Origin of the sequence: Pseudomonas sp. S3E17 (genome assembly GCF_024168685.1) — a bacterium.
Classification (GTDB): Bacteria; Pseudomonadota; Gammaproteobacteria; order Pseudomonadales; family Pseudomonadaceae; genus Aquipseudomonas; species Aquipseudomonas marginalis.
Genome location: NZ_JALJWE010000001.1, coordinates 3,907,421 through 3,928,143, shown reverse-complemented (window position 1 = coordinate 3,928,143; position 20,723 = coordinate 3,907,421). Strand labels below are relative to the sequence as shown.

21 protein-coding genes and 1 pseudogene are annotated in these 20,723 nt (G+C 61.6%); 11 read left to right on the top strand and 11 right to left on the bottom strand.

Features of this window, described 5'->3' with window-relative positions:
* The first annotated feature begins 16 nt into the window (after positions 1 to 16).
* The 7 genes from mltB to J3D60_RS17525 all read left to right on the top strand — a co-directional run bounded on the left by mltB (position 17) and on the right by J3D60_RS17525 (position 6,454).
* On the top strand, positions 17 to 1,027 hold the full coding sequence (gene mltB, locus J3D60_RS17555) for a lytic murein transglycosylase B (RefSeq protein ID WP_253492174.1): 1,011 nt from the start codon (positions 17 to 19) through the stop codon (positions 1,025 to 1,027).
* Entirely contained in the window at positions 1,027 to 2,025 is a 999-nt protein-coding gene (locus J3D60_RS17550; protein WP_027605238.1) for a septal ring lytic transglycosylase RlpA family protein, read from the top strand. Before mltB ends, J3D60_RS17550 begins: the two co-directional genes overlap by 1 nt.
* Positions 2,026 to 2,201: 176 nt before the next feature.
* The gene (locus J3D60_RS17545) at positions 2,202 to 3,359 is read left to right on the top strand and encodes a D-alanyl-D-alanine carboxypeptidase family protein (protein WP_253492173.1); all 1,158 of its coding nucleotides are present in this window, start codon (positions 2,202 to 2,204) and stop codon (positions 3,357 to 3,359) included.
* 84 nt (positions 3,360 to 3,443) lie between these two features.
* Positions 3,444 to 3,719: a DUF493 domain-containing protein gene (locus J3D60_RS17540; RefSeq protein WP_027605240.1), complete on the top strand. Its 276-nt coding sequence runs from the start codon at positions 3,444 to 3,446 to the stop codon at positions 3,717 to 3,719.
* On the top strand, positions 3,719 to 4,366 hold the full coding sequence (lipB, locus tag J3D60_RS17535; RefSeq protein WP_027605241.1) for a lipoyl(octanoyl) transferase LipB: 648 nt from the start codon (positions 3,719 to 3,721) through the stop codon (positions 4,364 to 4,366). Before J3D60_RS17540 ends, lipB begins: the two co-directional genes overlap by 1 nt.
* A 26-nt stretch (positions 4,367 to 4,392) precedes the next feature.
* Positions 4,393 to 5,394: a lipoyl synthase gene (lipA, locus tag J3D60_RS17530; protein ID WP_057444888.1), complete on the top strand. Its 1,002-nt coding sequence runs from the start codon at positions 4,393 to 4,395 to the stop codon at positions 5,392 to 5,394.
* Positions 5,395 to 5,533: 139 nt separating this feature from the next.
* Complete coding sequence (locus J3D60_RS17525) at positions 5,534 to 6,454, top strand: LD-carboxypeptidase (RefSeq protein ID WP_065938364.1); 921 nt, start codon at positions 5,534 to 5,536, stop codon at positions 6,452 to 6,454.
* A gap of 66 nt (positions 6,455 to 6,520) precedes the next feature.
* Here the strand turns inward: J3D60_RS17525 and J3D60_RS17520 are convergent, their stop codons facing one another.
* From J3D60_RS17520 to leuS, 5 genes are all read right to left on the bottom strand, one after another.
* A complete protein-coding gene (locus J3D60_RS17520) occupies positions 6,521 to 7,846 on the bottom strand; it encodes a lytic murein transglycosylase (protein ID WP_065938363.1) in 1,326 nt (441 codons plus the stop codon).
* 61 nt (positions 7,847 to 7,907) lie between these two features.
* Positions 7,908 to 8,072 carry an alternative ribosome rescue factor ArfA gene (arfA, locus tag J3D60_RS17515; protein WP_003176285.1) on the bottom strand — a complete coding sequence of 55 codons (165 nt, stop codon included), beginning with the start codon at positions 8,070 to 8,072 and terminating at the stop codon, positions 7,908 to 7,910.
* Between the two features lie 210 nt (positions 8,073 to 8,282).
* Positions 8,283 to 9,320, bottom strand: coding sequence for a DNA polymerase III subunit delta (holA, locus tag J3D60_RS17510; RefSeq protein WP_065938362.1), 1,038 nt, complete (start codon positions 9,318 to 9,320; stop codon positions 8,283 to 8,285).
* A 39-nt stretch (positions 9,321 to 9,359) separates the two neighbouring features.
* Complete coding sequence (gene lptE / locus J3D60_RS17505) at positions 9,360 to 9,965, bottom strand: LPS assembly lipoprotein LptE (RefSeq protein ID WP_065938361.1); 606 nt, start codon at positions 9,963 to 9,965, stop codon at positions 9,360 to 9,362.
* A gap of 88 nt (positions 9,966 to 10,053) precedes the next feature.
* The gene (gene leuS, locus J3D60_RS17500) at positions 10,054 to 12,660 is read right to left on the bottom strand and encodes a leucine--tRNA ligase (protein ID WP_065938360.1); all 2,607 of its coding nucleotides are present in this window, start codon (positions 12,658 to 12,660) and stop codon (positions 10,054 to 10,056) included.
* 261 nt (positions 12,661 to 12,921) lie between these two features.
* Between leuS and J3D60_RS17495 the strand changes: the two genes are divergently transcribed.
* Both J3D60_RS17495 and J3D60_RS17490 read left to right on the top strand, forming a co-directional pair.
* Entirely contained in the window at positions 12,922 to 13,239 is a 318-nt protein-coding gene (locus J3D60_RS17495) for a hypothetical protein (RefSeq protein WP_065924874.1), read from the top strand.
* A gap of 97 nt (positions 13,240 to 13,336) precedes the next feature.
* Complete coding sequence (locus J3D60_RS17490; RefSeq protein ID WP_141156094.1) at positions 13,337 to 14,098, top strand: YdcF family protein; 762 nt, start codon at positions 13,337 to 13,339, stop codon at positions 14,096 to 14,098.
* Positions 14,099 to 14,160: 62 nt separating this feature from the next.
* On the opposite strand, the gene lnt is transcribed toward J3D60_RS17490, so the two are convergent.
* The 4 genes from lnt to J3D60_RS17470 are packed head-to-tail and all read right to left on the bottom strand — an operon-like array spanning position 14,161 to position 18,030.
* Complete coding sequence (lnt, locus tag J3D60_RS17485) at positions 14,161 to 15,684, bottom strand: apolipoprotein N-acyltransferase (RefSeq protein WP_253492172.1); 1,524 nt, start codon at positions 15,682 to 15,684, stop codon at positions 14,161 to 14,163.
* An 8-nt stretch (positions 15,685 to 15,692) separates the two neighbouring features.
* Entirely contained in the window at positions 15,693 to 16,532 is an 840-nt protein-coding gene (locus J3D60_RS17480; protein WP_005791724.1) for an HlyC/CorC family transporter, read from the bottom strand.
* A gap of 42 nt (positions 16,533 to 16,574) precedes the next feature.
* A complete protein-coding gene (gene ybeY / locus J3D60_RS17475) occupies positions 16,575 to 17,033 on the bottom strand; it encodes an rRNA maturation RNase YbeY (protein ID WP_253492171.1) in 459 nt (152 codons plus the stop codon).
* Positions 17,026 to 18,030 carry a PhoH family protein gene (locus J3D60_RS17470; RefSeq protein WP_053138073.1) on the bottom strand — a complete coding sequence of 335 codons (1,005 nt, stop codon included), beginning with the start codon at positions 18,028 to 18,030 and terminating at the stop codon, positions 17,026 to 17,028. The genes ybeY and J3D60_RS17470 overlap by 8 nt, the downstream gene beginning before the upstream one ends.
* 117 nt (positions 18,031 to 18,147) lie before the next feature.
* On the opposite strand from J3D60_RS17470, the pseudogene J3D60_RS17465 reads away from it, so the two are divergent.
* Positions 18,148 to 18,234 (top strand): annotated as a pseudogene (locus tag J3D60_RS17465) (outer membrane lipoprotein carrier protein LolA); the annotation flags it as partial.
* Between the two features lie 10 nt (positions 18,235 to 18,244).
* Here the strand turns inward: J3D60_RS17465 and miaB are convergent.
* Positions 18,245 to 19,573, bottom strand: coding sequence for a tRNA (N6-isopentenyl adenosine(37)-C2)-methylthiotransferase MiaB (gene miaB / locus J3D60_RS17460; protein ID WP_027605252.1), 1,329 nt, complete (start codon positions 19,571 to 19,573; stop codon positions 18,245 to 18,247).
* 131 nt (positions 19,574 to 19,704) lie between these two features.
* On the opposite strand from miaB, the gene J3D60_RS17455 reads away from it, so the two are divergent.
* Complete coding sequence (locus tag J3D60_RS17455; RefSeq protein ID WP_003215457.1) at positions 19,705 to 20,031, top strand: DUF1820 family protein; 327 nt, start codon at positions 19,705 to 19,707, stop codon at positions 20,029 to 20,031.
* Positions 20,032 to 20,039: 8 nt separating this feature from the next.
* Here J3D60_RS17455 and J3D60_RS17450 read toward each other — a convergent pair whose 3' ends face one another.
* A complete protein-coding gene (locus J3D60_RS17450) occupies positions 20,040 to 20,594 on the bottom strand; it encodes a tetratricopeptide repeat protein (RefSeq protein WP_065924979.1) in 555 nt (184 codons plus the stop codon).
* Positions 20,595 to 20,723: the final 129 nt, after the last annotated feature.

Sequence of the window (20,723 nt, the reverse complement as noted above, 5' to 3'; positions counted from 1 at the left end):
TAAGGTGAAGATGTCAATGCAAGTAATGCGCGGCTGGGCGACTCGGCATGCGTCCTGGATGGGCCTGATCGGGCTGCTGGGGGCAACGCACGAGGCGCAGGCCGGTGACTACGATGGCTCACCCCAGGTCGCCGAATTCGTCGGTGAAATGACCCGCGACTACGGCTTCGCCGGTGAACAGCTGATGGGCGTGTTCCGCGAAGCCCAGCGCAAGCAGGCGATCCTCGATGCGATTTCTCGCCCCGCCGAGCGCGTGAAGCAGTGGAAGGAATACCGTCCGATGTTCCTCACCGACGCCCGGGTGGCCCGGGGGGTGGACTTCTGGCGCCAGCACGAGGCCGTGTTGGCCCGCGCCGAGCAGGAATACGGCGTGCCGGCCCAGGTCATCGTTGCGATCATTGGTATTGAAACCTTCTACGGGCGCAATACCGGCAGTTACCGGGTGATCGACGCTTTGTCGACCCTGGGCTTCGATTACCCGCCGCGCGCCGACTTCTTCCGCAAGGAACTGCGTGAGTTCCTGCTGCTGGCCCGTGAAGAGCAGGTCGACCCGCTGACCCTCAAGGGCTCCTACGCCGGGGCGATGGGCTTGCCGCAGTTCATGCCGAGCAGCTTTCGCGCCTACGCGGTGGATTTCGACGGTGACGGGCACATCAATATCTGGAGCAACCCGGACGATGCGATCGGCAGTGTGGCCAGCTACTTCAAGCGCCATGGCTGGGTCGGTGGCGAGCCGGTGGTGATCCGCGCCGATGTCAGCGGGGAGCACGCCGATGAAGGCCTGACCCAGGGTATCGAGCCGGCCAAGACCGTCGGGGAGTTGCGGGCGCTGGGCTGGTCGAGTCAGAATGCGCCACGCGACGATATGCCGGTGACGGCATTCCGCCTCGAAGGTGAAAACGGCCCTGAATACTGGATGGGCCTGAAGAATTTCTACGCAATCACGCGTTATAACCGCAGTGTGATGTACGCCATGGCCGTGCATCAGCTGTCAGACATGCTGGTCCAAGCACGGGGCAACAAGTAATGCGGGCATCGCCGTTCAATCAACCGCTCAAGCTGGTGGCGTTCGCCGCGTTGTCCCTGCTCGTCGTCAGTTGTTCCACCAGCCGTGGCCCGGTACCGAAGTCCGGCGGCACGGCTGTGCGGTCCCAGCCAGGACTGGACATCAACCGCGCGCACAAAGACGGCGCGCCGTGGTGGGACGTCGACGTATCGAAGATCCCGGATGCCACTCCGACCCTGCACACCGGCCCGTACAAGGCCAACCCCTATACGGTGCTAGGCAAGTCCTACTTCCCGTTGCAGGACTCCAAGACCTACGTGCAATCGGGCACGGCGTCCTGGTATGGCACCAAGTTCCACGGCCAGAACACCGCCAACGGCGAAGTCTATGACCTGTACGGCATGAGCGCGGCCCACAAGACCCTGCCGCTGCCCAGCTATGTCCGCGTGACCAACCTGGACAACAATCGCACGGTGATCCTGCGGGTCAACGACCGTGGGCCGTTCTATTCGGATCGCATTATCGACTTGTCCTACGCCGCCGCGAAAAAACTCGGCTATGCCGAAACCGGTACCGCGCGGGTCAAGGTCGAAGGCATCGATCCGGCGCAGTACTGGGCCCAGCGTGGCAAGCCCGCGCCGTTGATGCTCAACGAGCCGCAGAGTGCGCAGCCGCAAGTGACGGCATCCACCGGCAAGATCGAACAATGGACACCGCCACCGCAGCAGCACGCACCGGATACGGTGGTCGTGCCCCATGCAGCACCGGGCGCCGCGGTCGCGGGCGGGCAATACCTGCAAGTGGGTGCTTTCGCCAACCCGGATGCGGCAGAACTGTTAAGGTCCAAGCTCAGCAGCATGGTCAGCGCGCCGGTATTCATCAGCTCCATCGTGCGTAACCAGCAAACCCTGCACCGTGTGCGCATGGGCCCGATCGGTTCGCCGAGCGAGGTAGCGCAAGTGCAGAACAGCGTGCGCCTGGCCAACCTGGGGCAACCCAGCGTGGTCACTGCCGAATAATAAATTGATGGTTGAGGCTCGCATGCGGGCCTGGACCCTGGTTGTTGGCTCGTTGAACAATAAAACCCAGGGGCAAGGGGTGAGCGGGCAACCGAACACGCGACAGTCTGGTAGCGGGCTGTCTGAATAAGTTTTGCCCGCGAGGGCAAGTTTCCATAAGCAATTTCGAGAGACGGATGAACATCACCACCTTAGCCAAACGCACGTGCCTGCTTCTTTCGCTGATCATCACCCCGGCCGCCTGGGCGGTTGAAATGGTACCGGCTTCACCGCAACTGGCCGCCAAGTCCTGGGTCCTCATGGATGCCGCCAGTGGCAACGTGCTGGTCGAGAGCAACGGTGACCAGCGCCTGCCACCGGCCAGCCTGACCAAGCTGATGACCGCCTACATCGCAACCCTGGAAATCCGTCGCGGCCAGATCGGCGAAAACGACCCGGTGACCGTCAGCGAAAACGCCTGGCGTACCGGCGGTTCGCGGATGTTCATCAAGGTCGGCTCGCAAGTCACTGTGAGCGACCTGCTGCACGGCATCATCATCCAGTCCGGTAACGACGCCAGCGTCGCCCTGGCCGAGCACATCGCCGGCAGCGAAGACGCGTTCGCCGACATGATGAACAAAACCGTGGCCGACCTGGGCATGACCAACAGCCACTTCATGAACCCGACCGGCCTGCCAAACCCTGAGCACTACTCGTCGGCTCACGACATGGCGATCCTGGCGCGCGCGATCATTCGTGTCGACCCGGTGCACTACGCGATCTACTCCCAGAAGGAATTCTTCTGGAACAACATCAAGCAGCCTAACCGCAACCTGTTGCTGTGGCGCGACAAGACCGTCGATGGCCTGAAAACCGGCCACACCGACGAAGCCGGCTACTGCATGGTGTCGTCCGCGGTACGTGATGGCCAGCGCCTGATCGCCGTGGTCTTCGGTACCAACAGCGAGCAGGCCCGTGCGGCCGAGACGCAAAAACTGCTGACCTACGGTTTCCGCTTCTTCGAAACCCAGACCTTCTACCAGAAGGGTGCTGAACTGGCGACCGCGCCGGTATGGAAAGGCTCGACCTCGCAAGTCAAGGCCGGCCTGGCTGAAGACCTGACCCTGACCATGCCTAAAGGCCAGCTGAAAAAGCTCGCTGCCAGCATGACCATGAACCCGCAATTGGTTGCGCCAATCGCCAAGGGCGACGTGATCGGTAAAGTCGAAGTCAAGCTGGACGACAAGGTGGTGCACAGCGCCGACCTGATCGCGCTGGACGCCGTCGACGAAGGTGGTATCTTCCGCCGCGTGTGGGATAGCATCCGTCTATTCTTCTACGGCTTGTTCAACTGATTGTGTGCACCTGCAAAGCCCCGCGTTGATCCGACGCGGGGCTTTGCCGTCGCCACGGCTTACCGCTTACGAGGCCGTTCTGCCATGACCGATAAAGAAGTAAAGGCGCCAAAGATCGAATTCCCGGTGACGGATTATCCCGTCAAGGTGATCAGCGATACCGGTGTAGGCAACAAAGACAGAATCCTGGATATCGTGCGTAAACACGCGACGATCAATGACAACCGGGTGGACGAGCGTTCGAGCACCAACGGTAAGTACACCACGATCCAGTTGCACATCGTTGCGACCGGTCAAGACCAGCTCTACGACATCAATAGCGAACTGCGGGCCACCGGCTTCGTGCACATGGTGCTGTGATGTCACAGGTCCTGGGCTTTCGCGAGCTCGGCCGGATGGACTACGAGCCCGTCTGGCACGCCATGCAGCGGTTCACGAATGAACGCGGTACTTCGGCGCCCGACGAAATCTGGTTGGTGGAACATCCACCGGTGTTCACCCAGGGCCAGGCCGGCAAGGCCGAACATCTGCTGCTGCCGGGGGATATTCCGGTGGTGCAGGTCGACCGAGGTGGCCAAGTGACTTACCATGGGCCCGGTCAACTGGTGGCGTATCTGCTGCTGGACGTGCGCAAGCTGGGTTTTGGCGTGCGCGACCTGGTGAGCCGCATGGAGGCTTGCCTGATCGAGCTGTTGGCCAGTTATGGCGTGAGCGCCGCGGCCAAGCCCGATGCACCCGGTGTGTATGTGGACGGCGCGAAAATCGCCTCCCTCGGTTTGCGCATTCGCCACGGTTGTTCCTTTCATGGCCTGGCCCTGAACGTGGATATGGACCTGGCACCGTTCCGGCGCATCAACCCGTGCGGTTATGCCGGGCTGGCGATGACCCAACTGAGCGACCACGCCACACCGATTAAATTTGCCGAGGTAAGTGCCCGGCTGCGTGCGCAGCTCGTCAAACACCTCGACTATGCTGAGCAGACGACCCTCACGGGCGGAATCGACTGATTATGACTACTGATGCAGTGCAAACCATGATCCCGACGCTGGACATCACCGAGCGTCCGGCCCCGGCCCCGCGTGCCAAGGTGGAAGCCGGCGTCAAGCTGCGCGGCGCCGAGAAGGTTGCACGCATCCCGGTCAAGATCATCCCGACCACCGAGTTGCCGAAGAAGCCCGACTGGATCCGCGTGCGCATCCCGGTTTCGCCGGAAGTCGACCGTATCAAGGCCCTGCTGCGCAAGCACAAGCTACACAGCGTGTGCGAAGAAGCCTCCTGCCCGAACCTGGGCGAGTGCTTCTCCGGCGGCACCGCCACCTTCATGATCATGGGTGACATCTGTACCCGTCGTTGCCCGTTCTGCGACGTCGGCCATGGCCGGCCGAAGCCACTGGACGTCAACGAACCGGAAAGCCTGGCCATCGCCATTGCCGACCTGAAACTCAAATACGTTGTGATCACCTCGGTTGACCGTGATGACCTGCGCGACGGCGGTGCCCAGCACTTTGCCGACTGCATCCGCGAAATCCGCAAACTGTCGCCGAACGTGATGCTCGAGACCCTGGTGCCTGACTACCGTGGCCGCATGGACGTTGCGCTGGAAATCACCGCTGCCGAGCCGCCGGATGTGTTCAACCACAACCTGGAAACCGTGCCACGCCTGTACAAGGCTGCGCGTCCAGGTTCGGACTACCAGTGGTCGCTGACCCTGCTGCAGAAATTCAAGCAGATGATGCCGCACATCCCGACCAAATCCGGCTTGATGCTCGGCCTGGGCGAGACCGACGAAGAAGTGATCGAAGTCATGAAGCGCATGCGCGAACACGACATCGACATGCTGACCCTGGGCCAATACCTGCAACCGTCGCGCAGCCACTTGCCGGTGCAGCGTTTCGTGCACCCGGACACCTTCGCCTGGTTCGCCGAGGAAGGCTACAAGATGGGCTTCAAGAACGTCGCCTCGGGCCCGCTGGTACGTTCTTCGTACCACGCCGATGAGCAGGCCAAGCTGGTCAAGGCTAGCCTGGTTTCCTGATCGGGGTTCAGACCCAGTGTGGGAGGGGGCTTGCCCCCGATTGCGGTATGTCAGTCGCCACATGTGCTGGCTGATCCACCGCTATCGGGGGCAAGCCCCCTCCCACATTTCGCTCCGCGTTAGTTAGGGAGAGTTGTGTATGACTGCCGCCGTTCCAGCCCTTCGTTCTGAAGGCACCATCGCCCTGATCGCCCCCGCCGGCCCCGCCGTGCTGGACGTTGAAAAGGCCGGCCAATGGATGCGCACGCGCGGCTACGATCTGCGAATTTTTCCCGGTGTCTATGAGCGCGACGGCTACCTCGCCGGCAGCGATGCCGTGCGCCTGCGTGACCTGCACGCGGCTTTTGCCGATCCGCATATCGACGCTATCTTGTGTCTGCGTGGTGGTTACGGCACGCCACGGCTGCTCGACGCGCTGGATTTCGACCTGCTGCGTGCCAATCCCAAGCCGTTCGTCGGCTATAGCGACATCACCGCCCTGCACCTGGCAATCAACCGTTACGCCGGTTTCGTGACCTTCCACGGCCCGATGCTCAACGCCGACCTGCTCGGCGGCAAGCAACCCCCTACCGAGTCGTCATTGTTCAGCCTTCTGCGCGGCCAGTTGGGCGCCGGCAGCGTACTGGCGCACCCGGTGGCGTACCCGCTGACCACGATCGAGCCTGGCATTGCCTGTGGGCGCTTGCTGGGGGGTAACCTGTCGATGATTGCGGCGGTCATGGGCACACCATACGAAATCGACGCAGAAGGCATCATCCTGTTTATCGAAGACGTCAACGAGCCGATCTACCGCATCGACCGTCTGCTGACCCACCTGCGCCTGGCGGGCAAGTTGGCCCAGGTCGCCGGGGTACTGGTCGGGGATGTGGCGGGTGTGGATAACGTTGCGCTGGAGCGCTTGCTGAAGCAGACGTTCGAGCCGTTGCGCATACCGGTGCTGGCCGGCTGGCGCAGCGGGCATTGCGATCCGAACCTGACGCTGCCGATGGGTGCGTTGGTACGGCTGGATGCGGGGGAGCAGCAGGTGGTGTTGGAGCAGGATGTGGTCTTCAGGTCCTGAATCTGCTGGCGTTTGCTAAACCGCAATCGGGGCTTGCCCCGATTGCGGCAGTCGCCATACGCGGATCTATCGGTTTTGCAGCGACTCCAGCAACTTCACCGTTGGATACCCGTCCGCCGGCCAGCCCAACGCCTGCTGCGCCGCCCGAATCGCCTTGCGGGTGTTGGCGCCGATAATCCCATCCGGGTTGCCTGCGTCATAACCGTTGGCACTCAACGCCGTCTGCAGATCAATGCGCTGGGAGCGACTCAGCGGCAGCTCATCCTTGGGCCAGTCACCACGGATCACACCGCCGCCGCCAAAGCGCTCCGACAACAGGCCCACCGCCAGTGCGTAGGACGACGAGTTGTTGTACTTGAGGATCGCACGGAAGTTATCCAGCACCAGGAACGCCGGGCCACGGTAGCCTGCCGGCAGCAGCAGGGCAGCGGACAGTTGGTCGACGTTCGGCGGCATGCTCGCGCCCGGTGGCAGCTGAATGCCCAGTTTCATCCAATCGGCAATGCTCTTGCGCACGCCGCCGTCAGCCAGGGCGTAGTCGAAGTTCGCCGGCAATTGCTTGACTTCAAAGCCCCACGGCTGGCCTTTCTGCCAGCCGGAGCTTTGCAGGTAGTGCGCGGTCGATGCGAGGGCGTCGGCCGGGCTGTTCCAGATGTCGCGACGACCGTCGCCATCGAAGTCTACCGCGTGGGTGTTGTAAGTGGTCGGAATGAACTGGGTCTGGCCCATGGCCCCGGCCCAGGAGCCTTTCATCTGGTCAGCGGCGATGTCGCCGTGCTGGATGATCTGCAACGCCGCCAGCAATTGCGCCTGGGCAAAGGCCGGGCGACGGCCTTCATAGGCCAGGGTGGCCAGGGAGCGGATCACCGAATTATTGCCCTGGAACTGGCCGAAGTTACTTTCCATGCCCCATACCGAGACCAGCGCCTGGCGGTCGACGCCATAACGCTGCTCGATGCTTTGCAGGATGTCAGCGTACTTGACCAGCAGTGCCTGGCCATTGCGTACGCGCACGGGCGACAGGGCGCCGTCGAGGTATTCCCACACAGGGCGGGAAAACTCCGGCTGGCTGCGGTCGGCGCGGATCACCGCCATATCGGGGGTGACATTGGCGAATGCGGTGTCGAATACGTCGGCCGTGATGCCGGCTTGCAGGGCTTGCGCGCGAAAACCGGCCTGCCATTCAGCAAAGGTCTGGGTCGGTTGGATGTCGAGATTGTCCACGGCCAGTGGGGCCACCACGGCAGGGGCTGCCACGGGGGCGGTCTGGAGCTTCGGCAAGGGTTGGGCATCGGCGGCGGTGGGTTTTTCCGCGCAGGCGACAAGCAGAATGAGGCTGGAGGCAGCGATCAATTGGCGAAGGTGCCAACGACGGGAAAGACAAGAGGGCATGCACAGGTCCAGGAATTACAAATCAGGCACAGACCTTATCATGCCAGAGGGGCGCTTGCCTTCAGGCAGCCAGAAAGTAAGAAGCCTCCCAGCTATTAGACTGGAAGGCTTCGCGGCGGTAGCTGCCTTTGCCCTTGCCGGCGCGTTCCTGACGGCTGCGGAACAGTGGCTGGGCGATGATGGATTTGGCCTTGTTGGGGCCATGCTTGGATGGCTTTTTGCTCATGGTCGATGCTCTTGATAGGGGGAGGTGCGGCGCAAATAATCTGCCGAAGTCAGGTCGCTGTAAAGCCCATGAATTGTAAACCCAGTCAAAAATGTGGGAGGGGGCTTGCTCCCGATAGCTGTGGCTCAGTCAACAATGCAGTGGCTGACACGCCGCTATCGGGGGCAAGCCCCCTCCCACATTGGTTTTGCAGTGTTTTTAAGAGAGGGGTTATTCGGCGGGAAGTGCCAGGCGTTGTCCGGCCATCAACAGCGATAAACGGCTCAAGCTCATCCACGGTGAACCCGCGGCCTGGCCCTTGATCTGTGCATCAATGCGCTGCGCTTCCAGCAACAGCTGCGCCCAGCGTTGCGCCGAGTGCCGTTGCAGGGCTTTGCTCATCAGGGGTTTGCGCTTGTCCCACACCGGTGGTCGCGCCTGGCTGAAGCACTTGTCCAGCGGCGTGCCCTGGCTGTATTGCAGGGCAATATTGGCCAATACCCGTAGTTCCCGGGCCAGGGCCCAGAGAATCACCGGTGGCTCCACACCTTCGCCACGCAGGCCTTCGAGCATGCGCAGGGCATGGGCGGGCTCGCCATTGAGAATCGCATCCACCAGCCCGAACACGTCAAAACGTGCACTGTCTGCCACGGCGCCCTGGACGGTCTCGACGGTAATCTGCCCGTCTTCGGCCATCAGCTTGAGCTTTTCGATCTCCTGGGCGGCGGCAAGCAAGTTGCCTTCGACCCGCGCCGCGATCAGCTCCACTGCATCCTGTGTTGCGGACAGTCCCGCCTGTGACAGGCGTTGGCGAATCCATTGCGGCAGCTGATTGCTGTCCACTGGCCAGATCTGGATGAACTGGGTCTGCGCCCCTTCCACCAGGGCCTTGCCCCACTTGGTCTTCTGCGCGCTGCCGTCGAGCTTGGGCAGGCTGATCAGCAACACCGTGTCTTCGGCGGGCCGCGAGCAGTATTCCATCAGTGCAGCCGCGCCCTTATCACCGGGCTTGCCCGACGGCAGGCGCAGCTCCAGCAGGCGTTTTTCGGCGAACAGCGACATGCTTGCCCCGGCTTGCAGCAGCGTGCCCCAGTCGAAACTGGCGTCGGCGCTGAATACCTGGCGTTCATCGAAGCCCTGCTGGCGTGCGGCGGTACGGATGGCGTCGGCGGCTTCCTGGCACAACAGCGGGTCATCACCGCTGACGATGTAGACAGGCGCGAGACCACCTTGCAGGTGTTTGGCGAGCTGGGCGGGGGCGAGTTTCATAGGCAGGGTGAACGGGGCGCCTGGGGCGCCCCGTCTGGCTTACTCGACAGGGACTTCAACAGGCGATTGTTTCGGCGTGTTGTCTTCGTACTCTTTCGCTGCTTTCAGCGCGTCGGCATCGGCCTTGGCCTTGTCGTCAGCACGTTGCTGCAAGGTTTCGAGTTGTTGCGGAGTCAGCATCGACAGGCGCAGCATCATGCGTTGCACCAGTTCGCGACGCATTTCCTGGCGTACCTGGATGATTTCGGAGTCCGAACCCACCAGGTTGTTACCGTCGTGGCTGACGATCTTCTGCACCTGGATGTTGTCATTCATCAACGGCAGGTGGTCGCGGCCCTGGATTTCAAAACTGAGCACGGTGCTCAGTTCGACATCGGACGCACGCCCGGCGCTGGCGTAGCTCAGGCTGCGCTGGGTTTCTTTCTCGTTAGCCAGGAACAGCTTGTAGGTCGCGCCGGTATAGACGTGCACGCCGCTGTTTTCCAGGACCTGCCGCAGTTGGGTCACTGTTTCGCTGTAGGCGTCGCGAGCGCTGAGGTCCAGTTCCTTGATCGTCAGGTTATTGGTGCCGGTGCCGCGCAGCTGGAAGCCGCAAGCGCTCAGCAGTACGGCGAGACCCATAACCAGCAGATTGCGTTTGATCATTTTGTTGCTCCCCTTGAAACCATGTGGGCCTTATCGAGGCCCTGAAGGCTTTGTTCGGCGCAGGGCTTGAGCCCCACGCCCGATCCGATTAGCTAGCGACGATATTGACCAGTTTGCCAGGCACCACGATCACCTTGCGGATCGTCAGGCCTTCGGTAAAGCGCAGTACGTTCTCGTTGACCCGTGCGGCCGCTTCGACTTCTTCACGGCTGGCACTGGCCGGCATGTCGATCTGGCCGCGCAGTTTACCGTTGACCTGGATCACCAGTTGCAGCGTGTCCTGTACCAGGGCGCTGTCATCCTGTACTGGCCAGCGCGCATCAATCACAGCATCTGTGTGGCCCAGGCGGCTCCACAGTTCGTGGCTGATGTGCGGCGTGATCGGCGCCAGCAGCAGGGTGACCGTCTCCAGGCCTTCCTGTAGCAGTGCGCGATCCTGTGCGGTGGCTTGCGGGGCTTTTTCCAGCACGTTCATCAGCGTCATCACCTGGGCGATGGCGGTGTTGAACTTGTGGTTCTGGCCCACGTCCTGGCTGGCTTGCTTGATGGCCAGGTGGGTGCTGCGGCGAATGAGTTTCTGCTCGTCGCTCAACGACGCCACGTCCAGCTTGGCCGGCAGGCCCTGGCTGACATGGGCGTGCGCCAGGCGCCAGACGCGCTTGAGGAAACGGTGCGAGCCTTCGACGCCGGAATCGGACCATTCGGCGCTCATGTCAGGCGGCGAGGCGAACATCATGAACAGGCGGCAGGTGTCGGCGCCGAACTGGTCGATCATCGACTGAGGGTCGACGCCGTTGTTCTTCGACTTGGCCATCTTCTCGGTGCCGCCGATTTCCACCGGCAGGCCGTCGGCGATCAGTCTGGCGCTGATGACCTTGGCCTTGCTGTCGCGCTCGAGCTCGACGTCCGCCGGGTTGAACCAGGTGTAGGCGCCATTGGCTTCGCGACGATAGTAGGTCTCGGCGATCACCATGCCCTGGGTCAGCAGGTTCTTGAACGGTTCGTTGGAACTCACCAGGCCTTCGTCGCGCATCAGCTTGTGGAAGAAGCGCGCATACAGCAGGTGAAGGATGGCGTGTTCGATACCGCCGATGTACTGATCCACCGGCAACCAGTGGTCGGCTGCGGATTTCTCTACCAGGCCGCCCTCGTAGTGCGGCGAGGCATAGCGGGCGTAGTACCACGAGGACTCGACGAAGGTGTCCATGGTGTCGGTTTCACGCTTGGCAGGCTGGCCGCATTTCGGGCAACTGCATTCGTAGAACTCGGGCATGCGCGCCAATGGCGAACCGGCGCCGTCCGGCACCACGTCTTCCGGCAGGACGACCGGCAACTGGTCTTCCGGCACCGGTACGTCACCGCAGGTCTGGCAGTGGATGATCGGGATCGGGCAGCCCCAGTAGCGCTGGCGGCTGATGCCCCAGTCGCGCAGGCGGAACTGGGTGCGCGAGGCACCGAGGTTCTTCTTGATCAGTGCCACTTCGATGGCGTCGAAGGCACCGGCGAAGTCCAGGCCGTCGAACTCACCGGAGTTGATCAGCGTGCCGTGCTCGTTGTAAGCGTCCTGCCATGGGGCCGGGTTGGTGTCGCCCGAACTGGTCCGGACCACGGACTTGATCGGCAGGTTGTATTTGACCGCAAATTCAAAATCGCGCTCGTCGTGGGCCGGCACAGCCATTACTGCGCCATCGCCGTAGTGCATCAGCACGTAGTTGGCGACCCATACCGGCAACTTCTCGCCGGTGAGCGGGTGCTCGACGAACAGGCCGGTCGGCAGGCCTTTTTTCTCCTGGGTGGCGACATCGGCTTCGGCCACGCTGCCACCTTTGCATTCGGCGATGAACGCCTGCAGCTCAGGATTGTTCTGTGCGGCCTGGGTGGCCAACGGGTGCTCGGCAGCCACGGCGACGTAGGTCGCGCCCATCAGGGTGTCCGGACGGGTGGTGAAGACTTTGAGTGCGCCCGCTTCGCCGATGGAGTCGACGTTGTACGGGAACTGCACTTCCATGCCCTTTGACTTGCCGATCCAGTTGCGCTGCATGGTCTTGACCTGTTCAGGCCAGCCCGGCAAATCGTCGAGGCTCGACAACAGTTCATCCGCGTAGGCGGTGATCTTGAAGTAGTACATCGGGATTTCGCGCTTTTCGATCAGCGCGCCGGAGCGCCAGCCGCGACCGTCGATCACCTGTTCGTTGGCGAGGACGGTCTGGTCGACAGGGTCCCAGTTCACGGTGCCGCTTTTTTTGTAGATCACCCCTTTTTCGAACAGGCGGGTGAACAGCCATTGTTCCCAACGGTAGTAATCCGGCTTGCAGGTGGTGACTTCGCGGGACCAGTCCACCGCCAGGCCCAGGCTGCGCAGCTGGGTCTTCATGTAGGCGATGTTTTCGTAGGTCCACTTGGCAGGGGCCACGTTGTTTTTCATCGCGGCGTTTTCCGCCGGCATGCCGAAGGCGTCCCAACCCATGGGTTGCAGGACGTTCTTGCCTTGCATGCGCTGGTAGCGGGAGATGACGTCGCCGATGGTGTAGTTACGCACATGCCCCATGTGTAGCTTGCCGCTGGGGTAAGGGAACATCGACAGGCAATAGAACGTCTCCTTGCCTGGCTGTTCACTGACTTCAAAGGACTTTTGCTCGTCCCAGAAGGTTTGGGCGGCATTTTCTATTTCACGGGGCTGATATTGTTCGTGCATGGCTACTTTTGAACTGAATAGGGGTGGCCTAATCCTCTTCGGTGCAACGTTCAGGTTGTTCGACACCAAAAAGTGGCGCGTCCGTGCCCAAACCCTGCGGGAAGTGGAGTTACAGGAAGCGCCGTAGCATACATGACCCCACTCTATCGAGGGAAACCCTGATTGCGCGGCAAGGGCCGTCTGTCGCGGCGCCGGGCAGGCGCACCCACGGGGGCTACGCTGTTTATTGGGGAGCAAGTCTTTCTTCAATGAGGTGAGGGGATGGTTGAATCGCAGCGAATCGCAACGAAACCGGAAATCTACGAAGGACTGATCGACCGATTGGGTCGTGCATTGGATGCAGCGAGGACCGCGGGCCGATTGCGTGATGAACGGCCCGTCGAGTTGGAACTGCGCGGCTTGAGCCGTGCGGAGCTGGAACTGATCAAAGCTTACCTGGAACGTAATAAGCGCAGTGCGCCTTCTTGGGTGGCAACCCCGCCAGCCAAAGAGCCTACGCACTCAGCCAAGGTGGTGTGGCTCAAGGACTTGTCGGCCGGTCGTGGCCCGGAAAGGCTCCGGTCCGCCCGCTTCAAGTAGTTCACTCCCCAGGAACACATCATCGTGCCATGTCACTGTAAAGATTGTCGCTAAACCCCGTTACACCTTAGGCTTCGGGCATCTATGGAGATGCCCGATGCCTATTCGTTATTTCATCAAACAACTGCTCCTGCCACCCGGCATTCTTTTGCTGCTGCTGGCCCTTGCCTGGTGGTTTCGTCGCAGCCGCCCCCGTTTGGCCGGCTGCTGCTTTGCCCTCGGGTTTGGCGGCATGTGGTTGATCAGCCTGCCGGTGGCGGTGGAGTGGGGCGCACGTGCCCTGGAGACCGAACCACCGTTGGCCCGTGAAGACTGGTCGACCCTGGCCCAGCGCGCCGATGCCATTGTGGTGCTGGGCTCGGGACGCGAGCGCGGCGACCCGGCATGGGGTTCTGATCAGCCGACCGGTATCGGCCTGGAGCGCCAGCGGTATGCCGCGCGGCTGGCCAAGGCCTCCGGGCTGCCGGTGTTGACGACCGGTGGCCTGCATTACGGCACGCCGCCCAGCGAGGCGCAGTTGATGGCGGTATCGATGCAGGATGACTTCGGCGTCGATGTGCGCTGGAAGGAAGAACGCAGCCGCACCACCTGGGAAAACGCGCAGATGAGTGCCGGGATTCTATTGCCTGAGGGCATCAAGCGTGTGGTGGTCGTGACCCAGGCCTGGCACATGCCGCGGTCGGTGTGGAGTTTTGAAAAGGCAGGCTTCACCGTGGTGCCGGCGCCGGTGGGGTTCCTGGGTGTGGACAACGCCCGGCCGCTGGGCGGCTGGATGCCGGAGTTCAAGTCGGTGTGGCAGAGTGGGCAGTTGATCAATGAAGCGGTGGGGCAGCTAGGCTACCGGTTGTTCTATCGATAACGCCGCCAATCAAAATGTGGGAAGGGGCTTGTCCCCTCCCACACTTTGTTTCGCGTTGGCTGTTAAACGGTTTTGGCCATCCGGCCTGCCAGCAACGCCCAACCAAACAGCGCCAGGCTCACGATGATCAGCGGCCACGAGCGCCATTGCAGGTACGGCGTCAGGTTGTGCATCGGCACCACTTCGCCGTAGAGGATGCCGCGTTCGAACTGCGGGATCTGCACGGTGATTTGCCCAAACGGGTTGATCAACCCGGTCACGCCATTGTTGGTGGCGCGGATCATCCAGCGGCCAGCCTCCAGTGCACGCATCTGCGCCATTTGCAGGTGCTGCAAAGGGCCGATGGAGTGGCCGAACCAGGTGTCATTGCTGATGGTCATCAGCAGGTCGCTCTGGGCTGAAAGGCCGGCGGCGAATTCCGGGTACACCACTTCGTAGCAAATGAACGGCGCAATCTGATAGCCCTTGGCTTGCAGCATCGGTTGATCGGCAGGGCCACGGGCGAAGTCGGACATGGGCAGGTCGAAGAAGGCAATCAGGCCGCGCAGCATATCCTGCAGCGGCACGTACTCGCCAAACGGCACCAGTTTCTGCTTGAGGTAGGTGCCGTCACCTTCACCCACCACGGTGATGCCGTTGAAGTAGCGCTTCTGGTGATGCACTTCCTGGCGAATCGGCACGCCGGTGATCAGCGCGGTGTGCCGGTCGGCCGCAAACTTGCCCATCATTCCCAGGTAGCCCTCGACGGACTCCTTGAGCACCGGCACCGCCGTTTCCGGCCACACCAGCAGGTCGACCGGCTTGGAGCTGAAGCTCATGTCGCGGTACAGCGCGAGCTGCGCATTGAGCTGCTCCGGGTCCCACTTCATGCTTTGTTCGACGTTGCCCTGGATCGCGGCAACGCTCAGCGGCGCGCCCGACGGCGTGGTCCAGGCATGATGCTTGAGCGCCAGGCCGATGGCCCAGGGCGCTACCAGCAACACCAGGCCGGCGCCGATAAACCCATTGCGTTTGCCGGCCAACAGGCGTGGCAGGTTGCACAGCAGGGCCGCCGTCAGTGCCAGGGCAAAGGAAATCAGCCACATCCCGCCCACTGGCGCCAGGCCGGTGAGGGGGCCGTCGAGCTGGCTGTAACCGGAGTACAACCACGGGAATCCGGTGAGGAACCAGCCGCGAAAGGCTTCCTGGCCGACCCACAAGGCGGCAAACGTGAGCGCATCCGCCAACGGCGCTTCATTGCGACGCAGCCAGCGCGCCCACAGCCAGGCGGGCAGGGCGAAGAACCAGGCAATGGCGGCGGTGAACAACAGCATCAGGAACCCCGCCAGCAGCACCGAAGCGCCGCCGAAGTGGTGGATGCTGTAGTAGATCCAGCTGGTGCCGGCGCCAAACAGGCCGAACCCGAAGCACCAGCCACGGCCCAGGGCCTGGCGCGGCGTCAGCTCCCGCAGCCCGACATAGAACAATCCGACCGCAACCAATGCAAACGGCCACAGGTCGAACGGCGCCAGCGCCAGGGTGGTGATGGCGCCGGCCACCACGGCCAGCAGATTACCGGGCCAGCCGGGGCGGGTCAGACGGCGCATATCAATCCTTAGCGGGCAATAGGTGTCAGGCGAATCAAGTGGATGCGGCGGCTGTCGGCATTCAGGATGCGGAAGCGATAGGCGCCGATCTCGGTGGTTTCGTTACGCTTTGGCAGGTGCCCGAACGCACTCATCACCAGGCCACCGACGGTGTCGAACTCGTCGTCGGAGAATTCGCTGTCGAAAAACTCATTGAAGTTCTCGATCGGCGTCAGCGCCTTGACCAGGAAGTCACCGCTGGGCAGCGGCTTGATATAGCTGTCTTCTTCGACGTCGTGCTCATCCTCGATGTCGCCGACGATCTGTTCCAGCACGTCTTCGATGGTCACCAGGCCCGCCACGCCGCCGTATTCGTCGATCACAATGGCCATGTGATTGTGGTTGGCGCGAAATTCGCGCAGCAGCACATTCAGGCGCTTGGATTCGGGCACGAAGGTGGCCGGGCGCAGCAGGTCCTTGATGTTGAAGCTGTCACCGTTCTCCTTGAGGATCAGCGGTAGCAGGTCCTTGGCCAGCAGGACACCCATGACGTCGTCATGGCTTTCGCCGATAACCGGGTAGCGCGAGTGCGCCGAGTCGATCACGGCCGGGAGGAATTCCCGTGGGGTCTGGGTCGCCTTGATGCTGATCATCTGCGAGCGCGGGACCATGATGTCCCGAACCTGCAGGTCAGCCACCTGGATGGCGCCTTCGACGATGGCCAGCGCTTCGCTGTCCAGTAACTTGTTCTGGTGGGCCTCGCGCAGCAGCTCCAGCAGCTCCTGGCGGTTTTTCGGCTCGTGGGCAAAAGCCTGGGTCAGTTTACCCAGCCATGACTTTTGCCCGTTGCTCGATCGGTCTTCGCTCATAGCGATTACTCTAAATCCTTTGATGTGACAGTTGAGTGTTGATCAGTTTTCGTCGTCTGCATATGGATCCGGGTGACCCAATTCTGCAAGCAACGTTCGTTCCAGCGCTTCCATTTCCTCGGCTTCTTCATCGTCTATATGGTCGTAACCCAAGAGATGCAAGCAGCCGTGGATGACTAGATGGGCCCAGTGAGCCTCAAGTTCCTTGCCTTGTTCCTTCGCTTCACGCTCGACCACCTCGACGCAGATCACCAGGTCGCCCAGCAGGGGGATATCCAGCAACTCATCGGGTACGTCGGCGGGAAACGACAGCACGTTGGTCGCGTAGTCCTTCTGGCGCCAGGTGTGGTTCAGCTCGCGGCCCTCGGGCTCGTCCACCAGGCGGATGGTCAGTTCCGAGTCGGCGCTGCGCTGGCGCAGGGCCAGGGCGCACCATTGACGGAGCTGTTCTTCGCTGGGGGCGGGCGCTTCGGTGGCCAGCTGCAGGTCAAGCTCAAGCATCGCGGCGAACGTCCTTGGCCGGTGCGTCATCGCGGTGGTCGAAGCGCTCGTAGGCTTCGACAATGCGCTGCACCAGCGGGTGGCGGACCACGTCCTTGGGCATGAAGTGCGTGAAGCTGATACCCGGCACGTCCTTGAGCACCTCGATCACCTGGGCGAGGCCGGACTTGGTGCCCTTGGGCAGGTCGACCTGGGTGACGTCACCGGTGATCACGGCGGTGGAGCCGAAACCGATCCGGGTGAGGAACATCTTCATCTGCTCGACGGTGGTGTTCTGGCTTTCGTCGAGGATGATGAAACTGTTGTTCAAGGTGCGGCCGCGCATGTAGGCCAGCGGAGCGATCTCGATCACCTGGCGCTCGATCAGCTTGGCCACGTATTCAAAGCCGAGCATCTCGTACAGCGCGTCGTAGAGCGGGCGCAGGTACGGGTCGATCTTCTGGGCCAGGTCGCCGGGCAGGAAGCCGAGTTTTTCACCGGCCTCGACCGCTGGGCGCACCAGCAGGATACGGCGTACTTGCTCACGCTCCAGGGCGTCGACCGCACAGGCCACGGCCAGGTAGGTCTTGCCGGTACCGGCGGGGCCGATGCCGAAGTTGATGTCGTTGCCGAGGATTTCCTTGACGTAGCGCTGCTGATTCAAGCCGCGCGGGCGAATCATGCCTTTTTTGGTGCGCAGGGCCACGCTGGCTTCGGCCACCGGGTTGTTGGCCAGGTCTTCCACGGCGGACTCCTGCAGGTACAGGTGCACCGTTTCCGGCGACAGCTCGCTACCCTTGGTTTCACGGTAGAGGCGGCGCAGCAGGTTTTCTGCAGACGTGGTGTGTTGGGGTTCACCAATGAGCTCGAACTGATTGCCGCGATTGCGGATCTCGATACTCAGGCGTTGTTCGATCAGGCGCAGGTGCTCGTCGAACTGTCCGCACAGGTTGGCGAAACGGCGAGCCTCAAAGGGCTCGAGGAGAAAACGATGGGGTTCTGCTATGGGTGCGTTCAAGGTTGCTTTTAGCCGCCCTTTGGCTGTTTAGGTGAAAGAGAGGATAACGCCAGCACGCCGGGTGCGAAAGCACTTAAACGGAGCATATTGGCTGACGGCGATTCTGTAGGAGCGAGCTTGCTCGCGAAAAACGTCAACGATAACGCGTGCAGCCTGAATATACGCGGTGCCCTCAGGTTTTTCGCGAGCAAGCTCGCTCCTACAGAAACTTGGTTTATTGCACCAGCGAGCCGCGCAACGAGTGCGGTTGCGCCGCATCGATATGCACGTCGGCAAACTGACCGATCAATGTCGGATTATCGCAACGGAAGTTGACGATCCGGTTGTTCTCGGTACGGCCCTGCAATTCGCCAGGGTCTTTTTTCGAGTAGTCGGTGACCAGGATGCGCTGGATCGAACCGACCATTTGTCGGCTGATCTCGAAACCCTGCTGGTTAAGGCGATGTTGCAGCGCGTTCAAGCGCTCTTTTTTCAGTGCTTCCGGGGTTTCGTCCAGCAGGTCCGCCGCCGGGGTGCCGGGGCGCTGGCTGTAGACGAACGAGTAGGAAAAGTCGAAACCGACGTCTTCGATCAGCTTCATGGTCTGCTGGAAGTCTTTCTCGGTTTCGCCGGGGAAGCCGACGATAAAGTCCGAACTGATGCAGATGCCTGGCACTGCGGCGCGCAATTTACGCAGTTTGGATTTGTATTCCAGGGCGGTGTGGTTGCGTTTCATCGCCGAGAGGATGCGGTCCGAGCCCGATTGCACCGGCAAATGCAGGTGCTTGACCAGTTCCGGCACGTCGGCATGGGCCTGGATCAGGCTGTCGGAGAACTCCAGCGGGTGCGAGGTGGTGTAGCGAATGCGTTCGATACCATCCACCGCAGCGACCACGCGGATCAACTCCGCCAGGTCAGCCAGGCGCCCATCGTGGGTCAGGCCGCGATAACCGTTGACGTTCTGGCCCAGCAGGGTCACTTCGCGCACGCCGTTTTCGGCCAGGTGGATGATTTCTGCGAGCACGTCGTCAAACGGCCGGCTGACTTCTTCGCCACGGGTGTAGGGCACCACACAGAAGGTGCAGTACTTGCTGCAGCCTTCCATCACCGACACGTAGGCGCTCGGCCCATCGATGCGCGGTTCGGGCAAGTGGTCGAATTTTTCGATTTCCGGGAACGAGACGTCGACCTGGGGCAGCTTGGTGATGCGCGCGGCGTCGATCATTTCCGGCAGGCGGTGCAGGGTCTGCGGGCCGAAGACCACATCAACATACGGCGCACGGTCGCGGATCGCGGCGCCTTCCTGGCTGGCCACGCAACCGCCGACGGCGATCACCATGTCCGGGTTGGCCAGTTTCAATTCGCGCCAGCGGCCCAGCTGCGAGTACACACGGTCCTGGGCCCGCTCGCGGATCGAGCAGGTATTGAGCAGGATCACGTCGGCATCTTCGGCGCGGGCGGTGACTTCCAGGGCCTGGTGTTCACCCAGCAGGTCGACCATGCGCGAGCTGTCGTACTCGTTCATCTGGCAACCGTGGGTTTCGATATAAAGCTTCTTGGCCATGGGAATCGTCAACTGGTGGTAAAGAACCGCGCATTATAGGGGTCATGCCCATCGGTTCCTAGCACTGTGCATCGGGTGCCATGCTATAGTTCGCGCCCTCTTTTATATCCCCCATGTGTTCCTCACCCACCATGACCAAACGTGAAGCTCCAATCTATAAGGTGATTTTCCTCAACCAGGGCCAGGTGTTCGAAATGTACGCCAAGCAGATCTATCAAAGTGATCTGTGGGGTTTCCTGGAAGTGGAAGAGTTCGTCTTTGGCGAGCGCACACAGCTGGTCGTCGACCCGGGCGAGGAAAAGCTCAAGGCCCAGTTCGAAGGCGTGGTGCGTAGTTTTGTGCCGATGCATTCGATCGTGCGCATCGACGAAGTCGAGCGCCTGGGCACGCCGAAGATCAGCGAAGCCCGGGGCATGAGCAATGTCATGCCGTTTCCGATGCCGATGCCTGAAAAGTAGGCGGGGTGTCAGGGCAGGGGTGAGAAGGGCGAGCGCCCATCGGCACTCTGCAGCTCCAGCAGGTAGTTGCGGAAAATCTGCCCCAGGACTTGGGTGGCCACTTCCAATTCATCGCGTTGCATGTGCTCGGCGACTTCGTCGGCAGTGTCCAGCGCGTCTTCGGCGCCGTTGACCGCGGCCATTTTCAGCACGATATAGGCCTGGACGTTATTGGCCGGCACGCCTTCGCCTTTGAAGAACATGGTGCCCAATTGGAATTGCGCCTGGGCGTGGCCCTGCAACGAGGCTTTCTCGAAGTAGCTCAAGGCTTTGTTGAGGTCACGGGCCGGGTTCTTGCTGTCGTGGTAGTACTCGCCCAACTCGTATTGCGCCTGCGCATCCCCACCGTCGGCCTGTTTCTGACACGCGCTCAGGGCTTCGGCCTGGCTGTCCGGCTGGGTATTGAGGGTGCAACGACCCATCGCTGGGATTAACAACGAGTTGCCGCCTGCCTGGGCATGTGCCAGCAGCGGCTGAAGGAGCAACAGGCAGCCCAGTACCAGGGTGCGGCCGGTGCGTTTCATGGGAATCGACTTACCTCTGACGGGGCGCGCGGATCCTCGGGGGATCCAATAAGCGCGCATTATGAAATAAGCAGGCCTCTGCTTACAAAGTCTTTACTCGTTTTTCTGCTGCTTAGGCAAGTTATCTGC